We start from the raw sequence: 16,315 nt of genomic DNA on the forward strand, positions 1-16,315 counted from the left end.
ATGCTGTCGGCACGAAATGCCTTTCGCGGCGGCGGTAGAGCCGCCGCGAAAGAGGTTATTTTCCAGCCATGGCCTTCAGGTTGGCAGCATACTTGTCAACGTCATCCTTACCGATGATCACCGTCGGAATGATGATCAAGCCGTCGGCGGGAATGCCGGACTTGTCGCCCTTGAGGTAGGCAGCCATCAATTTCATGCCCTGATAGGCCCATTCGAACGGCTGCTGCACGACGGTTGCCGCGATCGTACCTTCCTTGACGCCGCCGAGCGTGATCGGATCGTCATCAAAGCCGACGACGGTGATCTGGCCGAGTTTGCCTGCGTCGCGCAGCGCCTCATAGATACGCGGCGTGTTGTAGGAGTAGAAGCCGACCATGCAGGTCAAGTCGGGGCTGGCCACCAGCGCATCCTCCACGTTCTTCTTAGCGCGCGTCTGGTCGATGTCGTCACCGCGAACATCGACCAGCTCGATCTTGGTACCCTTGAGCCCTTCCTTCATCCCCTCGATGCGTTCGCGGGCGTTATCGGCGCCCAGCAGACCGACGAAGCCCATGCACTTTCCGCCGTCCGGCATCGCCTTCTTGGCGATTTCGGCGGCCTGTTTGCCGGCGTCGACGTTCGAAGAACCGATATAGGCGACGCGGTTGGTCTTCGGCGCGTCGCTGTCGGTGGTGAAGAGAGCCGTCTGCGAGCCGATCTTGTTGAGGCCGTCCGTCTGGGTCTTGGGATCGACAGCGGAGACCATGATCCCCTTGACGCCGGCGCTCACGAGATCTTCCATGAGACGCTGCTGAATGGCGACGGCCGCCTGCTCAGGATATTTCAGCTCCATGTTGTAGTCTGGCATCTCGCCCTGCGCCTTCTTCACCCCCGCCTCGGCGGCTTTCCAGAAGTCGGATGCTCCATTGACGACGAATGCGAGTGTCGGCTTGTCGGCGGCATGTGATACAGCCATCGGCGCCGCACTCAGCATCAACGCGGCGAAAAACAAGGCTGCATTTTTCCGTTTCAGCTGTTTCATAATACTCCTCCCAAGGGCCGCGGTTGCGAGGGCCCGTTCGCGACTTACGGCCGGCCGATGCGCTCCCCTCCAAGGTCCGTCGCGAAGCGACGTGTGGCATATGTGCCGATCGCACCACGACGGTATACCAGAATATAAATTAGTAAATAGTAATATTAATATCGATCAAAACATGTCGATGCTGGGTCAAATCCGCCCGCGGCGGCACAACTGCAAAAGCTTTGCGTGCGGGGAGCCTTTCAGTTGGATCTAGATGCCGTAATGGGCCGGCGTCTCATGAGTAGCCAGTTGGGTGGCTGTCCCTCAGAATGATGATGTTTGGAAACGAGGTCCGAGCGATCGGCCTCAAGCATCATGAGAGGAACAGCCATGGAATATTATGCAGGAATCGACGTCTCGCTGAAAGAGAGCAGCGTGTGCGTGGTCGACGCGACGGGCAAGTTGGTTCGCGAGGTCAAGGTAGGCAGCGAGCCTGAATGCCTGGTCGGGTATTTTGATCAACTGGACTTTCCGGTAGAGCGCATCGGCCTTGAAGCGGGGCCGTTGTCCCAATGGCTACACGCGGCTCTCGTTGCTGCGGGTCATGAGGTGGTTTTGCTGGAAACGCGGCATGTGAAGGCGGCGCTTTCGGCGATGACGGTGAAGACCGACCGCAAGGATGCACGGGGGATCGCGCAACTGCTCCGCATGGGGTGGTATCGTCCGGTCCACGCCAAATCGTCGCCGGCCCAGGACACTCGGGCTCTCCTGGTTGGCCGCAAGCTTCTGCAATCCAAGCTGCTCGACGTCGAGCTCAGCATCCGGGGTATCCTGCGTGGCTATGGATTAAAGGTCGGCGAAGTCAGCCGAGGGCGTTTCGAGGCGCGCATCCGCGAACTGATTGCAGGGCATGCGATATTGTCGATGGTGATTGACGCGATGCTGACGGCGCGAGCAGCGCTGTGGAGCGAATTTACGAAGCTGCACCGCGAGATGCTCAGGATCGCCCGCGCCGACAGAGTTTGCCAACGGCTGATGAGTGCGCCGGGTGTCGGTGCCTTGGTTGCGCTGACCTACCGCTCCGCGGTCGATGATCCAGCCCGGTTCGAAAAGTCCAGCACAGTGGGTGCCTACTTCGGGCTGACGCCGAAGAAATATCAATCCGGCGAAACTGATCGCGATGGCGGTGTCAGCAAGGTCGGCGACGCGATGGTGCGAACCGCATTGTTCGAGTCTGCGCACATAATGCTGACGCGGGCGACGCGCTTTTCCAGTCTAAAGCGCTGGGCGCTCGATGTGGCCAGGCGTCGCGGGATGAAGCGCGCGAAGGTTGCCCTCGCACGCAAACTGGGTGTCGTACTTCACCGCATGTGGATGGATGCGACGGACTTTCGCTGGAGCGCAAACCCTATGGCGGCATGAAGAGAGCTACGTGATTGACGCGGGCAAGTGCAAGGCTTGCGTCTGATGAGGTCCCGTCGCTGGGACGCAGGCTTGGCAAGGTCGTGTGTAGTGCTGTGACCGCTTCGGCGAAGCACGCTTTCTAGATTGACCTGTCGGCTTGTTGATCTGATGGCATAGTGTGGCGGTCTTCGTGCTGACCACGGACAGAAGCATGGCCTCAGCGACGAGATAATCATTCAGAGGGACTTGACGAACAAAGGCCCATTACAGAAGCACTACTTTGGCAGATTAACTGGCCATTTACGATGATAGGCCATCTTGGGCACCTTCGCAGGGGTGCGAAGGATGGCAGAGCTGGATGTTGCACTGGCAGATTGGCTGAAGCCGTTCGTTGAGAAGCTTGGTCACAAGAAGCGGCGACAGATGTGCCCGGTGTATATTTCGGGCCTCATCGGACCTGGCGATCGCAAGAGTATCGAGCCCATGGCGGAGCGCCTGACACCTGATCGCTACGACCGCCTGCATCATTCATCTCGGATGGGATTTGAGATGCCGGTCCCCTTGAGGCGGAACTGGCGGTGCAGGCCGACAAGCTTGTCGGGGCCTCAGATGCTTTTCTGGTGATCGACGACACAGGTCTGCCGAAGAAGGGCGACCATTCTGTTGGGGTCGCGCCGCAGTATGCGTCGATGCTCGGCAAGCGCGCCAATTGCCAGACGCTGGTGTCGTTGACGCTGGCTCGCGACGAGGTTCCTGTTCCCGTTGGCCTGCGGTTGTTCCTGCCCGACAGTTGGACCAGTGATCAGGATCGGATGGCGAAGGCTGGTGTTCCCGAGGAGATGCGTCTACCCCGCACCAAACCGGAGATCGCGCTCGACGAGATCGATCGGCTGATGGCCGCAGGCGTGCGGTTTGGCACCGTGCTTGCGGATGCCGGCTATGGTCTGTCGGCTGCGTTTCGCCAGGGGCTCAGGGCACGCAATCTCACCTGGGCTGTCGGTATTCCCAAGCATCAGAAGGTTTATCCCCATGATGTCGCACTGATCTTTCCTGTCGCCGGCCATGGATGGCCACGTAAGAATGCCATCCCCGATACCCTATCGACGGCGGCCGAAACAATTCTGGAAGGAACTTCCTGGAAGAAGGTCAGTTGGCGTCATGGCACAAAAGGTCGACTGACCGCACGCTTCGCTGCCCTGCGCATTCGCATTGCTGATGGCAACCCGCAACGCATCCTCGACAAGGGACAGCAGCATATGCCGGGCGAAGAGGCGTGGCTCGTTGGTGAATGGCGCTCAAACGACGAGCGCAAGTATTATCTCGCCAATCTACCGGCCGAGGCGACCCTGAAAGCTCTCGCGGCGGCCATCAAAGCGCGATGGGTCTGCGAGCAGGCCCATCAGTGTGGCTCATGGTCGGACTGTCCATAGCCCTCAATTATCCATCAGCCGTTATGCGACCAGCACCGTGGTAACGCTCCCGCGGCTCAAAACTTTGTTGACTGCAGATCCGTCCGGAACGCCAAACCGAGCAGGTCGAGGTCAAATCTGCGCCAGCTTTCGGGGCAAACAGTAAGACGACACGACGCAATTCAAGGTCATTGCTATGAAGCGGTCCGTTCCAAAAACGTCGTGATCGCCGCAATGACAATGGCATTTGCTTCCGCATGAACCGCGTGGTTCGCTCCAGGCACTTCGAGAAGTTCGCCCTTGGGGATTCGCTCGGCGATCAACCGGGAATGGTTGGGGGGGCAGATCCAGTCCTGCGCACCGCAGATAACCAGCGTCGGCACAGGGATGTCCTTGAGACGATCACGCAGGTCGTAGAGCCGTTCCTTGAAGAGCGCATTGTGAGTTTCCGCATGTAGGCGCATGGTGCGGGTCCGTTCCAGCGCGGCATCTGGATCGAACTTCTCATAATAAAGCGGCTGCAGTGCGAGCCAGATGAGACGAAGCTCCGTATCGTCCTTCACCTTGTCGGAAAACATCTTGTCGAGCATCGACAGCGAGGCGCTCGTCGCCTTGTGAAGGCGCTCCTTGAACACCACCATCGCGTCGTCCTCGTGATGATAGCTCGCCGCCGTGCCGCGCAGGATCAGCCGGGAAAGGTTATGCCCATATTTGACGCCGTAGGTCAGCGCGATCATGCCGCCGAAAGAACCTCCCTCCAGGATGATCTTGCGGCCGCCGCACAGGTTCACGCGAAAGGCTTCGACGTCATCCGCCAATTGCTCGAATGTATAGGGCGGCGTCAGGCTGGTCTCGCCGCATCCGCGCTGGTCGTAGGCAATCAGGCGGTACTTGTCCGATAGCGGCTTGTAGGCGTTGAATTCGCCGCGGCGGTCGCCGATGCCCCTTCCCCCATGCAGAGCGATAATGGTTTCCGCGTCGGGATCGCCGATGTCATCGTAGACGAAGGTGGCGTTGTTCAGAGTCACTGTCGGCATAGATTGTCCTCGAACTGGCAAGCGCGCACCCCGCGCCCCCAGGAACGCGGGGTGCGGGATCATCGACTGGCAGGCTTCATGTCGAAGGCCCGGACCCAATCGTCGCCGCGCGGAGTCCAGGTGATGCGCTTGGAAAGCCCGAACGTTGCCGGCTGCGTGTAGAGGAAAAGCGCAGGAGCCTCGTCGCACATGACCTCGGTCGCCTTCTTGTAGGCCTCCTGGCGCTTGGACTTGTCCATGGTCGAACGGCCGTCCGCCAGCGCCTTGCCGAAATCTGCATTGTCCCAATAGGCGTAAATGTTGCCCGGCGCGAACAACGTCAGTAGACCGTCGGCATCGATCGTCGGCCAAGCCTGGCTGAGCAGGCTCAAGGGGGCAAGATCCTTCGTCTTCAGATACTTGTCCATGTAGGTGCTGAACTGCATCTCGACGATCTTTGTCTTGACGCCGATCTCTTCGAGCTGGCTCGCAACGGCCTGCACCACCTCCCCGCCGTTTAGATAGGTTCCGGTCGGAACGTCGAACTCGATCGGTTCGGAAGGGGCGCCACCTGCCTGCTTCAACAGTTCGGTCGCCTTGTCCGGATCATAGGGATAAGGTTTCAGGTCCGGGTTGAAGCCGAAATAGGTCTTCGACATCACCTCGCAGCGGGCGATCTCGGCCTGGTCGTTGAAGATGGCCTTGACGATCCCTTCCTTGTCGACGGCGTAGTTGAGCGCCTGCCGGAACAGTTTGTTGTCGAGCGGCGGCTTTGTCGTGTTGAACTTGATGAACACGGTGCGTGTGCTCGGCACGGCGCCGGCCTGGGCGCTGCCATTGTCCTTGATGCGTTGGATTTCGGTGGTGGGGATCGAATTCACGAAATCGACTTCACCGGCAAGAAGGGCCGCGACGCGGCTCGCCGGTTCGGGGATGACGCGCATGACAACCTGGTCGAAGTCAGGCTTGCCGCCCCAGTATTTCGGATTGGCATCAAGCGTGAAGCTTTCACCCGGCTTGACGGAACTCAGCACGTAAGGACCGCCCGACGCCGTCTCGGTTGCCGGCTTGTGCTCCGCCGCCCATTTCGGCGGGAGAAGGAAGAACATCGAGAGCTGCTCGATCATCGCCGGATAGGGCGCGCCGGTCTTGATCTCGAGCTCGGTCGGACTGACGACCTTGACGTCGGAGATCAGCGCGAACCATGCCTTGATACGGGCATTGAGCGCCGGGTCCCGGACGCGGTCGAAATTCCATTTCACCGCTTCCGCGTCTATCTTCTCACCATCATTGAATGTCGCGTCCGACCGCAGCTTTATCCGCCAGGTTAGGTCGTCGACGTTTTTCCATTCGGTGGCCAGCGACGGCACGATCTTCATGTCGGGAGCACGTAGCACCAGTGATGGATAGATATGGCTGAGCAGGCTGAGATCGGTGCCGACCGATGCCGTCATGTGCGGATCGAACGTGTTGACCGTATTGGTGATGCCAATCGTCACCGTCTTGCCCTCGGCCAGCACCGTGGTCGACATCAGGGCGCTCAATGAAACGGCGGCGACCGCCGTAGATATCAGTTTCCAGTCCATGTTCCGTCTCCTTCTGGTTTGAGAATATTATTGTTTTTCATTCTGTTATGCGTAACTGCAAGGAACGGACTTTCCCCTATCGCGTATCCTTGAGAATAATGGGATCGAACTTTCCGGTATCGAGGAAGGTCTCGATCATCTGCCTATGGGGTTCGATGTCGATGCCGTTCTCCTTCAGCCAATCGGGGTTGTAATAGGTGGAGGTATAGCGGTCGCCGCTGTCGCAGATGAGCGAGACCAGTGAGCCTTCCTCGCCTGCCGCCATCATGCAGCCGGCGACCCAGCACAGGCCGAAGAAGTTGGTGCCCGTCGAACCGCCGACCCGCCGGAACAGCCGCTCCGACAGGACGTGCATGGCTGCAACCGACGCCGCATCCGGGATCTTAATCATGTGGTCGATGACGCCCGGAATGAAGGACGGTTCGACCCGCGGCCGTCCGACCCCCTCGATTCGCGAGGGCCTCTCGCAGGTAACGTTCACGTCACCGGCACAATACGCATCGTAGAAAGCGGAGTGTTCGACATCCACGACGCAGAGCCTTGTCGGGAAATTCCGGTAGCGGATATAGCGTCCGATCGTCGCCGAGGTGCCGCCGGTGCCGGCACTCATCACCACCCAGGCCGGATGCGGATGGCGCTCCGCCTGCATCTGCTCGAAGATACTCTCGGCGATGTTGTTGTTGCCGCGCCAGTCGGTCGCCCGCTCCGCATAGGTGAACTGGTCGAGATAATAGCCTCCAGCCTCCTCGGCCAGGCGCTGGGCGACATGATAGACCTCGCCGGGGCTTTCGACGAAATGGCAGCGACCGCCGAAGCGCTCGATCGCCTCGATCTTCTGGCGGCTGGTCGAGCGCGGCATCACCGCGATGAACGGTAGTTCCAGAAGATGGGCAAAATAGGCTTCGCTGACCGCGGTCGAGCCGGACGAGGCTTCCACCAGCGTCGTGCCCTTCCGGATTCGGCCATTGCAGATGCCGTAGAGGAAGAGCGAACGGGCGAGCCGGTGCTTCAGGCTGCCGGTCGGATGGGTCGACTCGTCCTTCAGGTAGATCGAGATGCCCTTCAGCCCCTTGAAGACCGGATTGACCAGATGGGTGTCGGCCGAGCGGCGGCCGTCACCCTGCAGGATGCCGATCGCGTGCCGCGCCCAGTCCCGATCCTCGCTTTCGGGCAGCCGCATCACCGGCGGACAGGATTGCGTCTCAGACATGGGTCAGGCCTTTGCGGGAATGGCGATGACGGCCTCGACCTCGACCTTGGCGCCCCTCGGCAGAGCGGAGACCTCGAAGGTGGCGCGCGCCGGATAGGGCGCGGAAAAAGCAGCGCCATAGGCCTCGTTGATTGCCGAAAAACCGGAAAGGTCGGTCAGCAGGATCGTGGTCTTGATGGTCTTCGACAGGTCGGTGCCGGCCGCTTCGGCAATCGCGGCGATGTTCTTCAGGCACTGCTTCATCTGCTCGACGGCATCGTCGGAATTGAAATTGCCGGTCGACGGATCGATCGGAAGCTGCCCGGAAACGAACAGCAGATCTCCATGCTGGACAGCCTGCGAATAGGGCCCGATCGCGGCTGGAGCGTTTGCGGTCGATATGGCGTTCATGGTGTTCTCCTCGTTCGTGTTATCGGCCGTCAACCGGCGTGGAATGGCCAAGCGTGTGCATCAGGCGGTTGGCCCAGCCGAAGATCGCGGCGGAGTGGATGAGGTCGACGATCTCGGCTTTCGAAAGCCCGTGGTCTCGAAGCGCCTGCACCTGATCCCTGCCGACCTGCGCGGGCGTCTGCGACAGCGTCCTGCAAAAATCGACGATCGCCTGGATCTTCGGATCGAATGGACCGTCGAGACCGCGCGTGTAGATCTCCTCGACCACGTCAGAGCGGTCGGAAAGCTCCGCGTAGCGGCGCGCGTGGACGGAGGCACAATAGACGCAGCGGTTGACGGCGGAAGCGACCAGTGCGCCGAGTTCCCGTTCGGCCCGGTCGAGTCCTCCCTTTGCATACATGATGGCATTGAAGAGTTTCGTCCGGGCCACATAGGATTCCGGGTCGTGTGCGAGCGTGCGCACGTAGGGCGACACCTTGGTGTTGGAAGGCGTCACCTGCATAGCCGCAAGCTGCTCCTCCGTGGCGGTCGCCACGTCAACCGGCTCGATATAGGGCGCCCAGGCGAGTGCCTTAACCTTGAAACGCGACGCACTCATGCCACCAGCTCCAACGCTTCCAGGCCGATGATCACCCGTGCCTCGAAATTGACGAAGGCGATCAGCTCGGAGAGCGCGATGATCTGCGGGTTCGACAGTCCGGCGGCTTCGAGATGCTCGATATCGGCTTTGGTGTTGTTACGCGGCGTCTTGGTAACAAGGTCGGCATGGCGGACGAGCGCCTGTGTGAAGATACCGGCATTCGCCGGAAATTCGGCAGCGGAAGCGATCGCCGCAAGCGTCTCGTCGCTGCCTGTTTCCTCCAGCATCAGGCCATAGGTCCGCGCCAGATCATTCCGGCCGATCAGCCGCGCCATGCGGGCGGCGAGTGCTGCGCGCATGGCCGGGCCGATGTCGAATCCATGGCTGGGCGCCAGCACCGTCTGACGGCACAGTTCCGTCCCTTCCACATAGTCCGGCCGCTCACGGCGGATCCGGTACAGTTCGGAACCCGGCTTTATCCCTGACAGGATATCAATTTGATCCATATATTCAGTCCTCGTGCTGTTGTTCCGGCTCCGGTCCGCGCCATGCGCGGATCGAAACCAAGCAAGAATTCGGTGCGGTCGCCTGAGACAGGCGGGAAGCGGCCGTGATCGGCGTCAACGTATTGGGATTGCCGCCGTGATCGACGCCGTCGCCATCCGGGCGGAACCAGCCGCCGGTCGGCAGGACGGCCACACTTGGCATCACGCCCTCGTCGATCGTCACGGCTGCGATCACGCGGCCCCGGTCGTTGTAGAGTTCGCAAAGATCGCCATCCTCGGCGGCGAGTTCCTGTGCATCCAAGGCGCTCAGCGTCACCCGTTCGCAGCCCTTCAGCTTGGCGCCTTGGCTTGCGGGACCGTATTCAAGCTGTCCATGCAGACGGTGCGCAGGCTGTGGCGAAAGAAGATGGAACCGGTGTTGCGACGCAAGCGGCGCGCCGAGCCACTCCTCCGGCTCCATCCAGGCGGGATGCGGGCCGATATCGGGATAACCGAAGCTGCCGATCGTGCCGGAGGCAATCTCGATGCGGCCGCTCGGCGTCTTCAGCGGCACGCCTTCGGGGTCGTTCCGAAAGCTTTGGAAGTGATCGGCGGGCGCCGGCGCTTCCTCCCCTTCGTCCAGGGCCGCAAAGCCCCGCGAGCGGAAGGACGGGAAATCGGGCAGTTCGGGGTATCGCTCGCGGTAACCTTCATAGATATGTACCAGCCAGTCGTCGATGCAGCGGTTTTCATCGAAGGCCTCGCGGCAGCCGAGCTTGTCGGCAATCAGGCGATATGCCTCGTGATCGGCAAGCACCCCTTCCGGCGGTTCCATGACGCGCCGGCTGTAGACCAGCCAGTTGTCGCGTGAGGAGGCCACGACGTCGTCCCGCTCGAAGGGAAAGGCCGATGGAAGCACGATATCAGCCATCTTCGCGGTCGCGGTCCACATATTCTCCGTGACGATCACCGTCTCCGGACGCCGGAATGCTTCCGCAAGGCGATTGAGGTCCTGGTGATGATGGAACGGATTGCCGCCCGCCCACCAGAGGAGCCGGATATCGGGCAGTTCGAGGACCCGCCCGTCGTAGTCGATCCGGCCGCCCGGATTTTCAAGGAGCTCCGTGATGCGCGCCACCGGAATGAAATTGCGAACGGGATTCATTCCCTGATCGAATGCCGGACCTCTCAACCGGCGCACCGGCTGGCCCACCGCATTGACAGCGGTCAGGCCGAAGGCGAAACCGCCCCCCCTCCTGCCCACATGACCGGCCATGGAAGCAAGCGTGATCGCTCCCCAAAACGGCTGTTCACCGAAACGGGCGCGCTGCAGCGACCAGGCAACGTTGATCAGGCTGGGATAGTCGTGCAGGTCTTCGGCGATTTCGATGATCGTATCGGCCGGCACACCGGAGATTGCCGACGCCCAGGCCGCGTCCTTGGCAATGCCGTCCTTCTCTCCGATCAGATAGCTTTCGAACTCTCCGAAGCCCGTGGTGCAGCGCTTCAGGAACTCACAATCGAACAATCCCTCGGCCAACAGCCTGTGGCACATGCCGAGCATGACCGCCACATCCGTGTTCGGACGGACCGGGACGTGGCGAACATTCTGCCCTGGCGGCGCATCACTCGCCGCCGGGCTGAACACGACGATCCGAACGCCCCTTTCCTGGCAGCGCCTCAGCCACTCGCCCGCGCGATGGCTGCCGGTGCCCCCTGCCTCGACCTGCGCATTGGTCAGCCGGAAGCCGCCGAAACCGACGAGCAATTCACAATTCTCCGCAATGTCGCTCCAGGAGGGCGATGTATCGCAGGCGTCCTTGTAGTCGCTCCCCAGGATATGCGGCAGCAGCACGCCGGCCGCACCGTAGGAATAGGTGTTGACCGAAGACGTGAAGCCGCCGGCGAGATTGAGAAGCCGCTTGAGCTGGCTTTGCGCATGATGGAAACGGCCGGCGCTCGCCCAGCCGTAGGAGCCTCCGAAGATCGCCTGGTTTCCGTGGGTGGAGCGAACACGCCGCAATTCATCGGCGATCAGGCCGGCGACTGCGTCCCAGCCCACCGCGACGAATTCCTCCCTGCCCCGACCAAAGCCCGTTCCGGCAAGCGGACCATTTTCCAGCCAGGAACGCCGGACCATAGGCGCACGAATACGCTCGGGATGATCGGCAAGATCCAGATAACCGAGCCCCATTTCCGAAGGATCGGGATCATGCCGGAAAGGCGTGAGCAGCGGTTTCCCGTTCGTGCCAAAGCCGACCTCATAGGTTCCGAAATGGGTCGCGAACAGGTGCATTGCGCCTAGCCTCTCAAAACGAAGTGCCGATTCCCGACCGCCTGTAGCAAGGCATCCTCAGGCGGCAGGTTGGCATTGACGTCGAAAGCGATGGGTCGGCGGTTGCGCTCGATGTCCGGGTCGGGAACCGGGATCGCCGAAAGGAGCGCCTTCGTATAGGGATGCTGCGGGTTCTCGAAGATCGCCTCACAGGGTCCGATCTCGACGATACGGCCGCGCAGCATCACCGCCACCCGGTGGCACAGGTAGCGGATCATTGACAGGTCATGGGCGATGAAGAGATAGGTCAGCCCCAGCTCGTCCTGCAGGTCCTGAAGCAGGTTGACGATCTGCGCCTGGATCGACACGTCGAGCGCGGTGATCGGCTCGTCCGCAACGATGAAGGCCGGATTGAGCGCAATCCCCCGAGCGATGTTGACGCGTTGCCTCTGTCCGCCGGAAAACTCGTGCGGATAACGCTTCATGAACGAGGGGTCGAGACCGACCTTCTTGAAGAGCGAGGCGACCCTGTCTTGCCGCTCCGACCGCGCCCCGGCAAACCCGTGCACGTCGAGCGGTTCGGCAACGAATTCGCCGACCGTCATGCGCGGATTAAGCGAGGCATAGGGATCCTGGAAGATGATCTGCATGTCGCGCCGGTAGGGCTTGAGCATCGCCTTGGAAAGACCGGTGATGTTCTTGTTCCTGAAGAGAATGTCACCGCTTGTCGGTGCCTCGAGCTGAAGCAGCACGCGTCCGGTCGTGCTCTTGCCCGAGCCGGATTCGCCGACGAGGCCGAGCGTTTCGCCGGCCGCAATGTCGAAGCTGACATTGTTGACCGCCTTGAACGCAACTGTCGAAGACCCAAACATCCCCCCTCTGCCACCATAGGCCTTGCAGAGCTGGTTGACGGAAACGAGAGGGGTGGCGCGAAGCTCGGTCATGTCTGTGCCTCCATGCGCGCAAGCTCGGCACGCAGGTCGTACCAGGCCGCCACCCGGTGGCCGGGAGTGCTGTCGGCAGCATCGACAAGCGGCGGCGTTTCCAACCTGCACCGCTCCGTGGCGAAGGGATTGCGCGGCGCGAAAGGATCGCCGACCTGTTCCTTCGTCAGATCAGGTGGATTGCCGGGAATCTGATAGAGCCGATTGACGCCGCGCCGGCCGCCCTGTGGAAGCGATTTCAGTAGGCCCCAGGTGTAGGCGCTGCGCGGATCGTGGAAAACGGAGCGAACCGGGCCACGCTCCATGATGCGGCCGCCATACATGACCTGAACCGTGTCCGCGAGCCCGGCAACGACGCCCATGTCGTGGGTGATCCATATGACGGTCGTGCCGATCTTGCGTTTCAGGTCGCGGACGAGATCGAGGATCTGCGCCTGGACCGTGACGTCGAGCGCCGTTGTCGCCTCGTCGGCGATCAGAAGCTTCGGATTGCAGGAAATGCCGATGGCGATCATCACCCGCTGACGCATGCCGCCGGAAAATTCATGCGGATATTGCCGGGCGCGGCGGGCGGCATCGGGAATGCCGACCAGTTCAAGAAGTTCGATCACCCGCGCCCGTGCCTGGCTCTTCGACATGCCGAAGTGCCGGCGCAGCGGCTCGGCGATCTGCCGCTCGATCGTCAGCACCGGGTTGAGCGAGGTCATCGGGTCCTGGAAGACGAAGCCGATCTCCTTGCCGCGCACCTCGAAAAGCTCACGTTGCGAGAGTCTCAGCAGGTCGCGGCCGTTGAAGATTACCTCGCCGCTGACGATGCGGCCCGGCGGCGTGGCGATCAGCCCGACCATCGAAAGCGCATGCACGCTCTTGCCCGAACCGGATTCGCCGACGATGCCGAGGGTCTCGCCCTCCTCAAGGATATAGGACACGTCGTTGACGGCATGCACCGTGCCGGACGGCGTGTCGAACGCGACGGTAAGATTACGGACCTCGAGCAGCGGAGCCATCGGACGCTCAGACCTCCAGGTAACCGCCGGCCGAGCGGGTCAGGTATTCGCGGCCTGCTTCGGTGATGAGGATCGTGTCGGAGATCTGCGTGGCGCAGACAGCTGGCACGCGGATATTGGGCTCGAAGGTGAAGATCATGCCCGGCTCCAGCACCAGCGGAGAATCGGCATCGAGCGAGGAATGCTCGTGGGCGCCGAGCCCGATCCCGTGACCGATGCGGCCCGGGATATTGGCGCCATAGCCGCGCTTCTTCAGGCCTTCGCGGGTCTTCTCAAAGAGTTCCCTGTAGGGTGTCCCAGGCCTAATGATCGCATCGACCTCCTCACGGATTTCGAGAATGGTGTCGATCGCCCGCTTGTTGGCCTCCGGCAACGGACCGATGGCAACCGTCCTCTCGTTTTCCGCATGGATACCGTTGGCGATGGTCCAGATGAGGACCGAAGCCGCCTCGCCGCGCTGCGGCTTGCGCTGGGTGGGGTTGTCGCAGTTGAAGAACATGCGCGGGCCGGAGAGCACCCAGGTCCAGAGGCCGTTCTGAACGCCGCCCTCCAGGGAGCCGAAATCACAGACTTCCACATTGGGATAGTTTTCCGCCCAGAGCCTGTTCATCGCGTGCATCGAGGCGACCGCGACGTCCCGCTCCGTTCCGCCTGCCGCCAGCGTTTCGACCGCGGTATCCATGCCAAGGTCGGCGATCTTCGCGGCAATGCGCGCCTGGGCGATCTCGTCGGGATCCTTGATCAGCCGGCAATGATCGATGAGATGGCTGACATCGGTGAATGTCGCGTCTGGCAAGGCCTTGCGAAGCTGACCGAGCCGCTGGATCGAAATGAACTCCTCCTCGATCCCAACCGTCTTTGCGGCAACGCCGAGATCGCCGAGGATGGAGGCGAGCGCATCCTGCCAATTGGGTCCCATCGTCACCTTGGTGGACCATGCGCCATAGAGGCGAATATCCGGTACCCAGGCGCTCGTCCGGCCATGGTCGTCGCGCAACGCATGCACGAGCATGATCGGGTCGTGGTCGCGCGTGAGGATCGCGATCACCGGATGCGAATAGATGATCGGGTTGAAGCCGGTGAAATAGAAGCTGTTTTCCGGCTTGAAGGAAATGATGACATCGACGTCCTGTTTCGCCATGCCCGCCTTGAGGCGTCCGACGCGAGGCGGCAGGCTGGATGGGAATATCTTGTTCATCGCATGGTCCTCAATTTCGGATCGAAATAGTCGCGCAGCCAATCTCCCAGGAGGTTGACACTCAGCACGGTCAAAAGGATCGCGACGCCCGGAAAGGTGACGATCCACCAGGCCGTCGAGATGTAGACGCGGCCATCGGCCAGCATGCGGCCCCAGCTTGGGTTCGGCGGTTGCACGCCGAGGCCGAGGAAGGACAGCGCCGCATCCATGATGATGATGCGGGCGAGCTCCAGGGTCGCGACCACAAGCGCCGGCGTCAGGACGTTCGGCAGGAGATGCTTGATCATGATGCGCCAGGTCCCTGCCCCGATCGCATGGGCGGAGAGCACGAATTCCCTCTCCCGCAGCGCCAGAACCTGGCCGCGGATGATGCGCGCGTAGCGCAACCAGCTCGTCAGCGCGAGCACGACGACGAGGTTGGTGGTGGACGGCCCCAGCGCCGCGATCACCAGAAGTGCGAGCAGCATCAGAGGCAGGGCGAGCTGGATGTCGACGACGCGCATCAGTACCCGATCGACCGTGCCGCGATAATAGCCGGCGACGATGCCGAGAAGCGTGCCGACGATGCCGCCGAGAACGACGGCGGCCGTGGCGATTGTCAGCGTCACTCGACTCCCGTAGACGATGCGCGAGAGGATGTCGCGGCCGAGTTCGTCGGTGCCGAGCGGATGGGCGCCCGGCGAAAAAAGCCCTGTCCAGGTTGGCGGCGCCATGCGGGCGACGAGGTTCGAGCGCGTCGGGACCGGCAGGCCTAGATAGGGTGCAAGCAGCGCGGCCAGAACGAAGACCACGACGAGCACGTAGCCGAATAGTCCGGCGCGGCTTTTCAGGAGGGCGAGGAAGAAGGACTTCATGAGCCGCCCCCTTATTGCCGGCTGATGCGCGGATCGAGCACGCCATAGAGCAGGTCGACCAGCAGATTGATGAGGATGAAGATAGCCGCGACGAGAGCGACACCCGCCTGAATGACCGGGAAATCCTGGGCCTGGATCGCCTGCATGATGATGCGTCCGACGCCCGGCCACGCAAACACCGTCTCGATGACCACCGAACCGCCGAGCAATTCACCGGCGATGATGCCGATCATCGTGACGACCGGGATCAGCGCGTTGCGGGCGATATGCCAGAAAAATACCGTGCGCGGCATGAGGCCCTTGGCGCGGGCGGTGCGGACGTAGTCCTCGCGCATGATATCGAGCAGCGACGATCGCAGAAGCCGGGCAATGGAGGCGGAGACGAAGACCGCAAGCGTCAGTCCCGGCAGGACCAGATGAGCGATCGTGCCCGAGCCACCGGTCGGCAGCCAGCCGAGATCGACCGAAAAGACGAGGATCAGCATGATGCCGAGCCAGAAGACGGGTGTCGCCTGCCCCAGCAGGGCCGCGATCATGACGATGAATTCAGAGATGGTGCCGCGCTTCAAGGCGGCAACCGCGCCGGCGGCGCCGCCGATCAGCGTGCCGAAGAGCAATGCGCTCCCGGCAAGCTCGACGGTCGCCGGCATGCGTTCGAGAACGACATCCATCGCCGGGCGCGTATGCTGAAACGAGATGCCGAAATCTCCGCGCAGCATCGCGAACATGGAAAGGGCATATTGTTCGAGGATCGGCCGATCGAGACCAAGGGTGATCCGCAGCGCGTCGATCTCCTGCTGGTCGGCTCCGACCGGAAGCAGCAGCACCGCAGGATCGCCCAGCACGCGGCTGACGAAGAACACGATGGTCACCACACCCCAGATGGCGAGCAGCGCTTCTGAGAGCTTGACTGCCAGGTAGCGCTTCATGGGCAAGGCCTCGCAGCGGCAAGAACCG

Annotated in this window: 14 protein-coding genes and 1 pseudogene; 2 read left to right on the forward strand and 13 right to left on the reverse strand. The window is 61.7% G+C overall.

What is annotated here, in order from left to right; genetic code table 11:
* Positions 1-55: 55 nt before the first annotated feature.
* Positions 56-1,021, reverse strand: a complete 966-nt coding sequence (locus ACK9YZ_RS30715; RefSeq protein WP_416067274.1) for a sugar-binding protein — start codon at positions 1,019-1,021, stop codon at positions 56-58.
* Positions 1,022-1,390: 369 nt separating this feature from the next.
* On the opposite strand from ACK9YZ_RS30715, the gene ACK9YZ_RS30720 reads away from it, so the two are divergent.
* On the forward strand, positions 1,391-2,422 hold the full coding sequence (locus ACK9YZ_RS30720) for an IS110 family transposase (RefSeq protein WP_099086550.1): 1,032 nt from the start codon (positions 1,391-1,393) through the stop codon (positions 2,420-2,422).
* Between the two features lie 327 nt (positions 2,423-2,749).
* Positions 2,750-3,807: pseudogene (locus tag ACK9YZ_RS30725) on the forward strand (IS701 family transposase); the annotation flags it as partial.
* A 200-nt stretch (positions 3,808-4,007) separates the two neighbouring features.
* Here the strand turns inward: ACK9YZ_RS30725 and ACK9YZ_RS30730 are convergent.
* From ACK9YZ_RS30730 to ACK9YZ_RS30785, 12 genes are all read right to left on the reverse strand, one after another.
* On the reverse strand, positions 4,008-4,850 hold the full coding sequence (locus tag ACK9YZ_RS30730; protein ID WP_416067275.1) for an alpha/beta fold hydrolase: 843 nt from the start codon (positions 4,848-4,850) through the stop codon (positions 4,008-4,010).
* Positions 4,851-4,909: 59 nt separating this feature from the next.
* The gene (locus ACK9YZ_RS30735; RefSeq protein WP_416067276.1) at positions 4,910-6,415 is read right to left on the reverse strand and encodes an ABC transporter substrate-binding protein; all 1,506 of its coding nucleotides are present in this window, start codon (positions 6,413-6,415) and stop codon (positions 4,910-4,912) included.
* 76 nt (positions 6,416-6,491) lie between these two features.
* Positions 6,492-7,625 carry a PLP-dependent cysteine synthase family protein gene (locus tag ACK9YZ_RS30740; RefSeq protein WP_416067277.1) on the reverse strand — a complete coding sequence of 378 codons (1,134 nt, stop codon included), beginning with the start codon at positions 7,623-7,625 and terminating at the stop codon, positions 6,492-6,494.
* 3 nt (positions 7,626-7,628) lie between these two features.
* Positions 7,629-8,015 (reverse strand): Rid family detoxifying hydrolase, encoded by a 387-nt coding sequence (locus ACK9YZ_RS30745; RefSeq protein WP_216759752.1) that lies wholly within the window; start codon positions 8,013-8,015, stop codon positions 7,629-7,631.
* Between the two features lie 19 nt (positions 8,016-8,034).
* Positions 8,035-8,613, reverse strand: coding sequence for a peroxidase-related enzyme (locus tag ACK9YZ_RS30750; RefSeq protein ID WP_416067278.1), 579 nt, complete (start codon positions 8,611-8,613; stop codon positions 8,035-8,037).
* Positions 8,610-9,101: a CMD domain-containing protein gene (locus ACK9YZ_RS30755; protein WP_216759755.1), complete on the reverse strand. Its 492-nt coding sequence runs from the start codon at positions 9,099-9,101 to the stop codon at positions 8,610-8,612. The genes ACK9YZ_RS30750 and ACK9YZ_RS30755 overlap by 4 nt, the downstream gene beginning before the upstream one ends.
* A 4-nt stretch (positions 9,102-9,105) precedes the next feature.
* On the reverse strand, positions 9,106-11,376 hold the full coding sequence (locus ACK9YZ_RS30760; RefSeq protein WP_416067279.1) for a molybdopterin-dependent oxidoreductase: 2,271 nt from the start codon (positions 11,374-11,376) through the stop codon (positions 9,106-9,108).
* Between the two features lie 5 nt (positions 11,377-11,381).
* Entirely contained in the window at positions 11,382-12,299 is a 918-nt protein-coding gene (locus ACK9YZ_RS30765; protein ID WP_416067280.1) for an ABC transporter ATP-binding protein, read from the reverse strand.
* Positions 12,296-13,306, reverse strand: coding sequence for an ABC transporter ATP-binding protein (locus ACK9YZ_RS30770; protein ID WP_416067281.1), 1,011 nt, complete (start codon positions 13,304-13,306; stop codon positions 12,296-12,298). Before ACK9YZ_RS30770 ends, ACK9YZ_RS30765 begins: the two co-directional genes overlap by 4 nt.
* Positions 13,307-13,313: 7 nt before the next feature.
* Positions 13,314-14,504, reverse strand: a complete 1,191-nt coding sequence (locus tag ACK9YZ_RS30775; protein ID WP_416067282.1) for a M24 family metallopeptidase — start codon at positions 14,502-14,504, stop codon at positions 13,314-13,316.
* Positions 14,501-15,358 (reverse strand): ABC transporter permease, encoded by an 858-nt coding sequence (locus ACK9YZ_RS30780; protein ID WP_416067283.1) that lies wholly within the window; start codon positions 15,356-15,358, stop codon positions 14,501-14,503. The genes ACK9YZ_RS30775 and ACK9YZ_RS30780 overlap by 4 nt, the downstream gene beginning before the upstream one ends.
* A gap of 11 nt (positions 15,359-15,369) precedes the next feature.
* Complete coding sequence (locus ACK9YZ_RS30785; RefSeq protein WP_416067284.1) at positions 15,370-16,287, reverse strand: ABC transporter permease; 918 nt, start codon at positions 16,285-16,287, stop codon at positions 15,370-15,372.
* Positions 16,288-16,315 lie beyond the last annotated feature (28 nt).

Origin of the sequence: Rhizobium sp. ZK1, from assembly GCF_047782645.1 — a bacterium.
In the GTDB taxonomy this organism is placed as follows: Bacteria; Pseudomonadota; Alphaproteobacteria; order Rhizobiales; family Rhizobiaceae; genus Rhizobium.

What these genes read in the sequence shown, in the direction of transcription:
- ACK9YZ_RS30745 (WP_216759752.1), bottom strand. Translation starts at nt 8,015, where the DNA reads ATGAACGCCATATCGACCGCAAACGCTCCAGCCGCGATCGGGCCCTAT.
- ACK9YZ_RS30785 (WP_416067284.1), bottom strand. Translation starts at nt 16,287, where the DNA reads ATGAAGCGCTACCTGGCAGTCAAGCTCTCAGAAGCGCTGCTCGCCATC.
- ACK9YZ_RS30775 (WP_416067282.1), bottom strand. Translation starts at nt 14,504, where the DNA reads ATGAACAAGATATTCCCATCCAGCCTGCCGCCTCGCGTCGGACGCCTC.
- ACK9YZ_RS30780 (WP_416067283.1), bottom strand. Translation starts at nt 15,358, where the DNA reads ATGAAGTCCTTCTTCCTCGCCCTCCTGAAAAGCCGCGCCGGACTATTC.
- ACK9YZ_RS30755 (WP_216759755.1), bottom strand. Translation starts at nt 9,101, where the DNA reads ATGGATCAAATTGATATCCTGTCAGGGATAAAGCCGGGTTCCGAACTG.
- ACK9YZ_RS30715 (WP_416067274.1), bottom strand. Translation starts at nt 1,021, where the DNA reads ATGAAACAGCTGAAACGGAAAAATGCAGCCTTGTTTTTCGCCGCGTTG.
- ACK9YZ_RS30770 (WP_416067281.1), bottom strand. Translation starts at nt 13,306, where the DNA reads ATGGCTCCGCTGCTCGAGGTCCGTAATCTTACCGTCGCGTTCGACACG.
- ACK9YZ_RS30760 (WP_416067279.1), bottom strand. Translation starts at nt 11,376, where the DNA reads ATGCACCTGTTCGCGACCCATTTCGGAACCTATGAGGTCGGCTTTGGC.
- ACK9YZ_RS30735 (WP_416067276.1), bottom strand. Translation starts at nt 6,415, where the DNA reads ATGGACTGGAAACTGATATCTACGGCGGTCGCCGCCGTTTCATTGAGC.
- ACK9YZ_RS30720 (WP_099086550.1), top strand. Translation starts at nt 1,391, where the DNA reads ATGGAATATTATGCAGGAATCGACGTCTCGCTGAAAGAGAGCAGCGTG.
- ACK9YZ_RS30740 (WP_416067277.1), bottom strand. Translation starts at nt 7,625, where the DNA reads ATGTCTGAGACGCAATCCTGTCCGCCGGTGATGCGGCTGCCCGAAAGC.
- ACK9YZ_RS30750 (WP_416067278.1), bottom strand. Translation starts at nt 8,613, where the DNA reads ATGAGTGCGTCGCGTTTCAAGGTTAAGGCACTCGCCTGGGCGCCCTAT.
- ACK9YZ_RS30765 (WP_416067280.1), bottom strand. Translation starts at nt 12,299, where the DNA reads ATGACCGAGCTTCGCGCCACCCCTCTCGTTTCCGTCAACCAGCTCTGC.
- ACK9YZ_RS30730 (WP_416067275.1), bottom strand. Translation starts at nt 4,850, where the DNA reads ATGCCGACAGTGACTCTGAACAACGCCACCTTCGTCTACGATGACATC.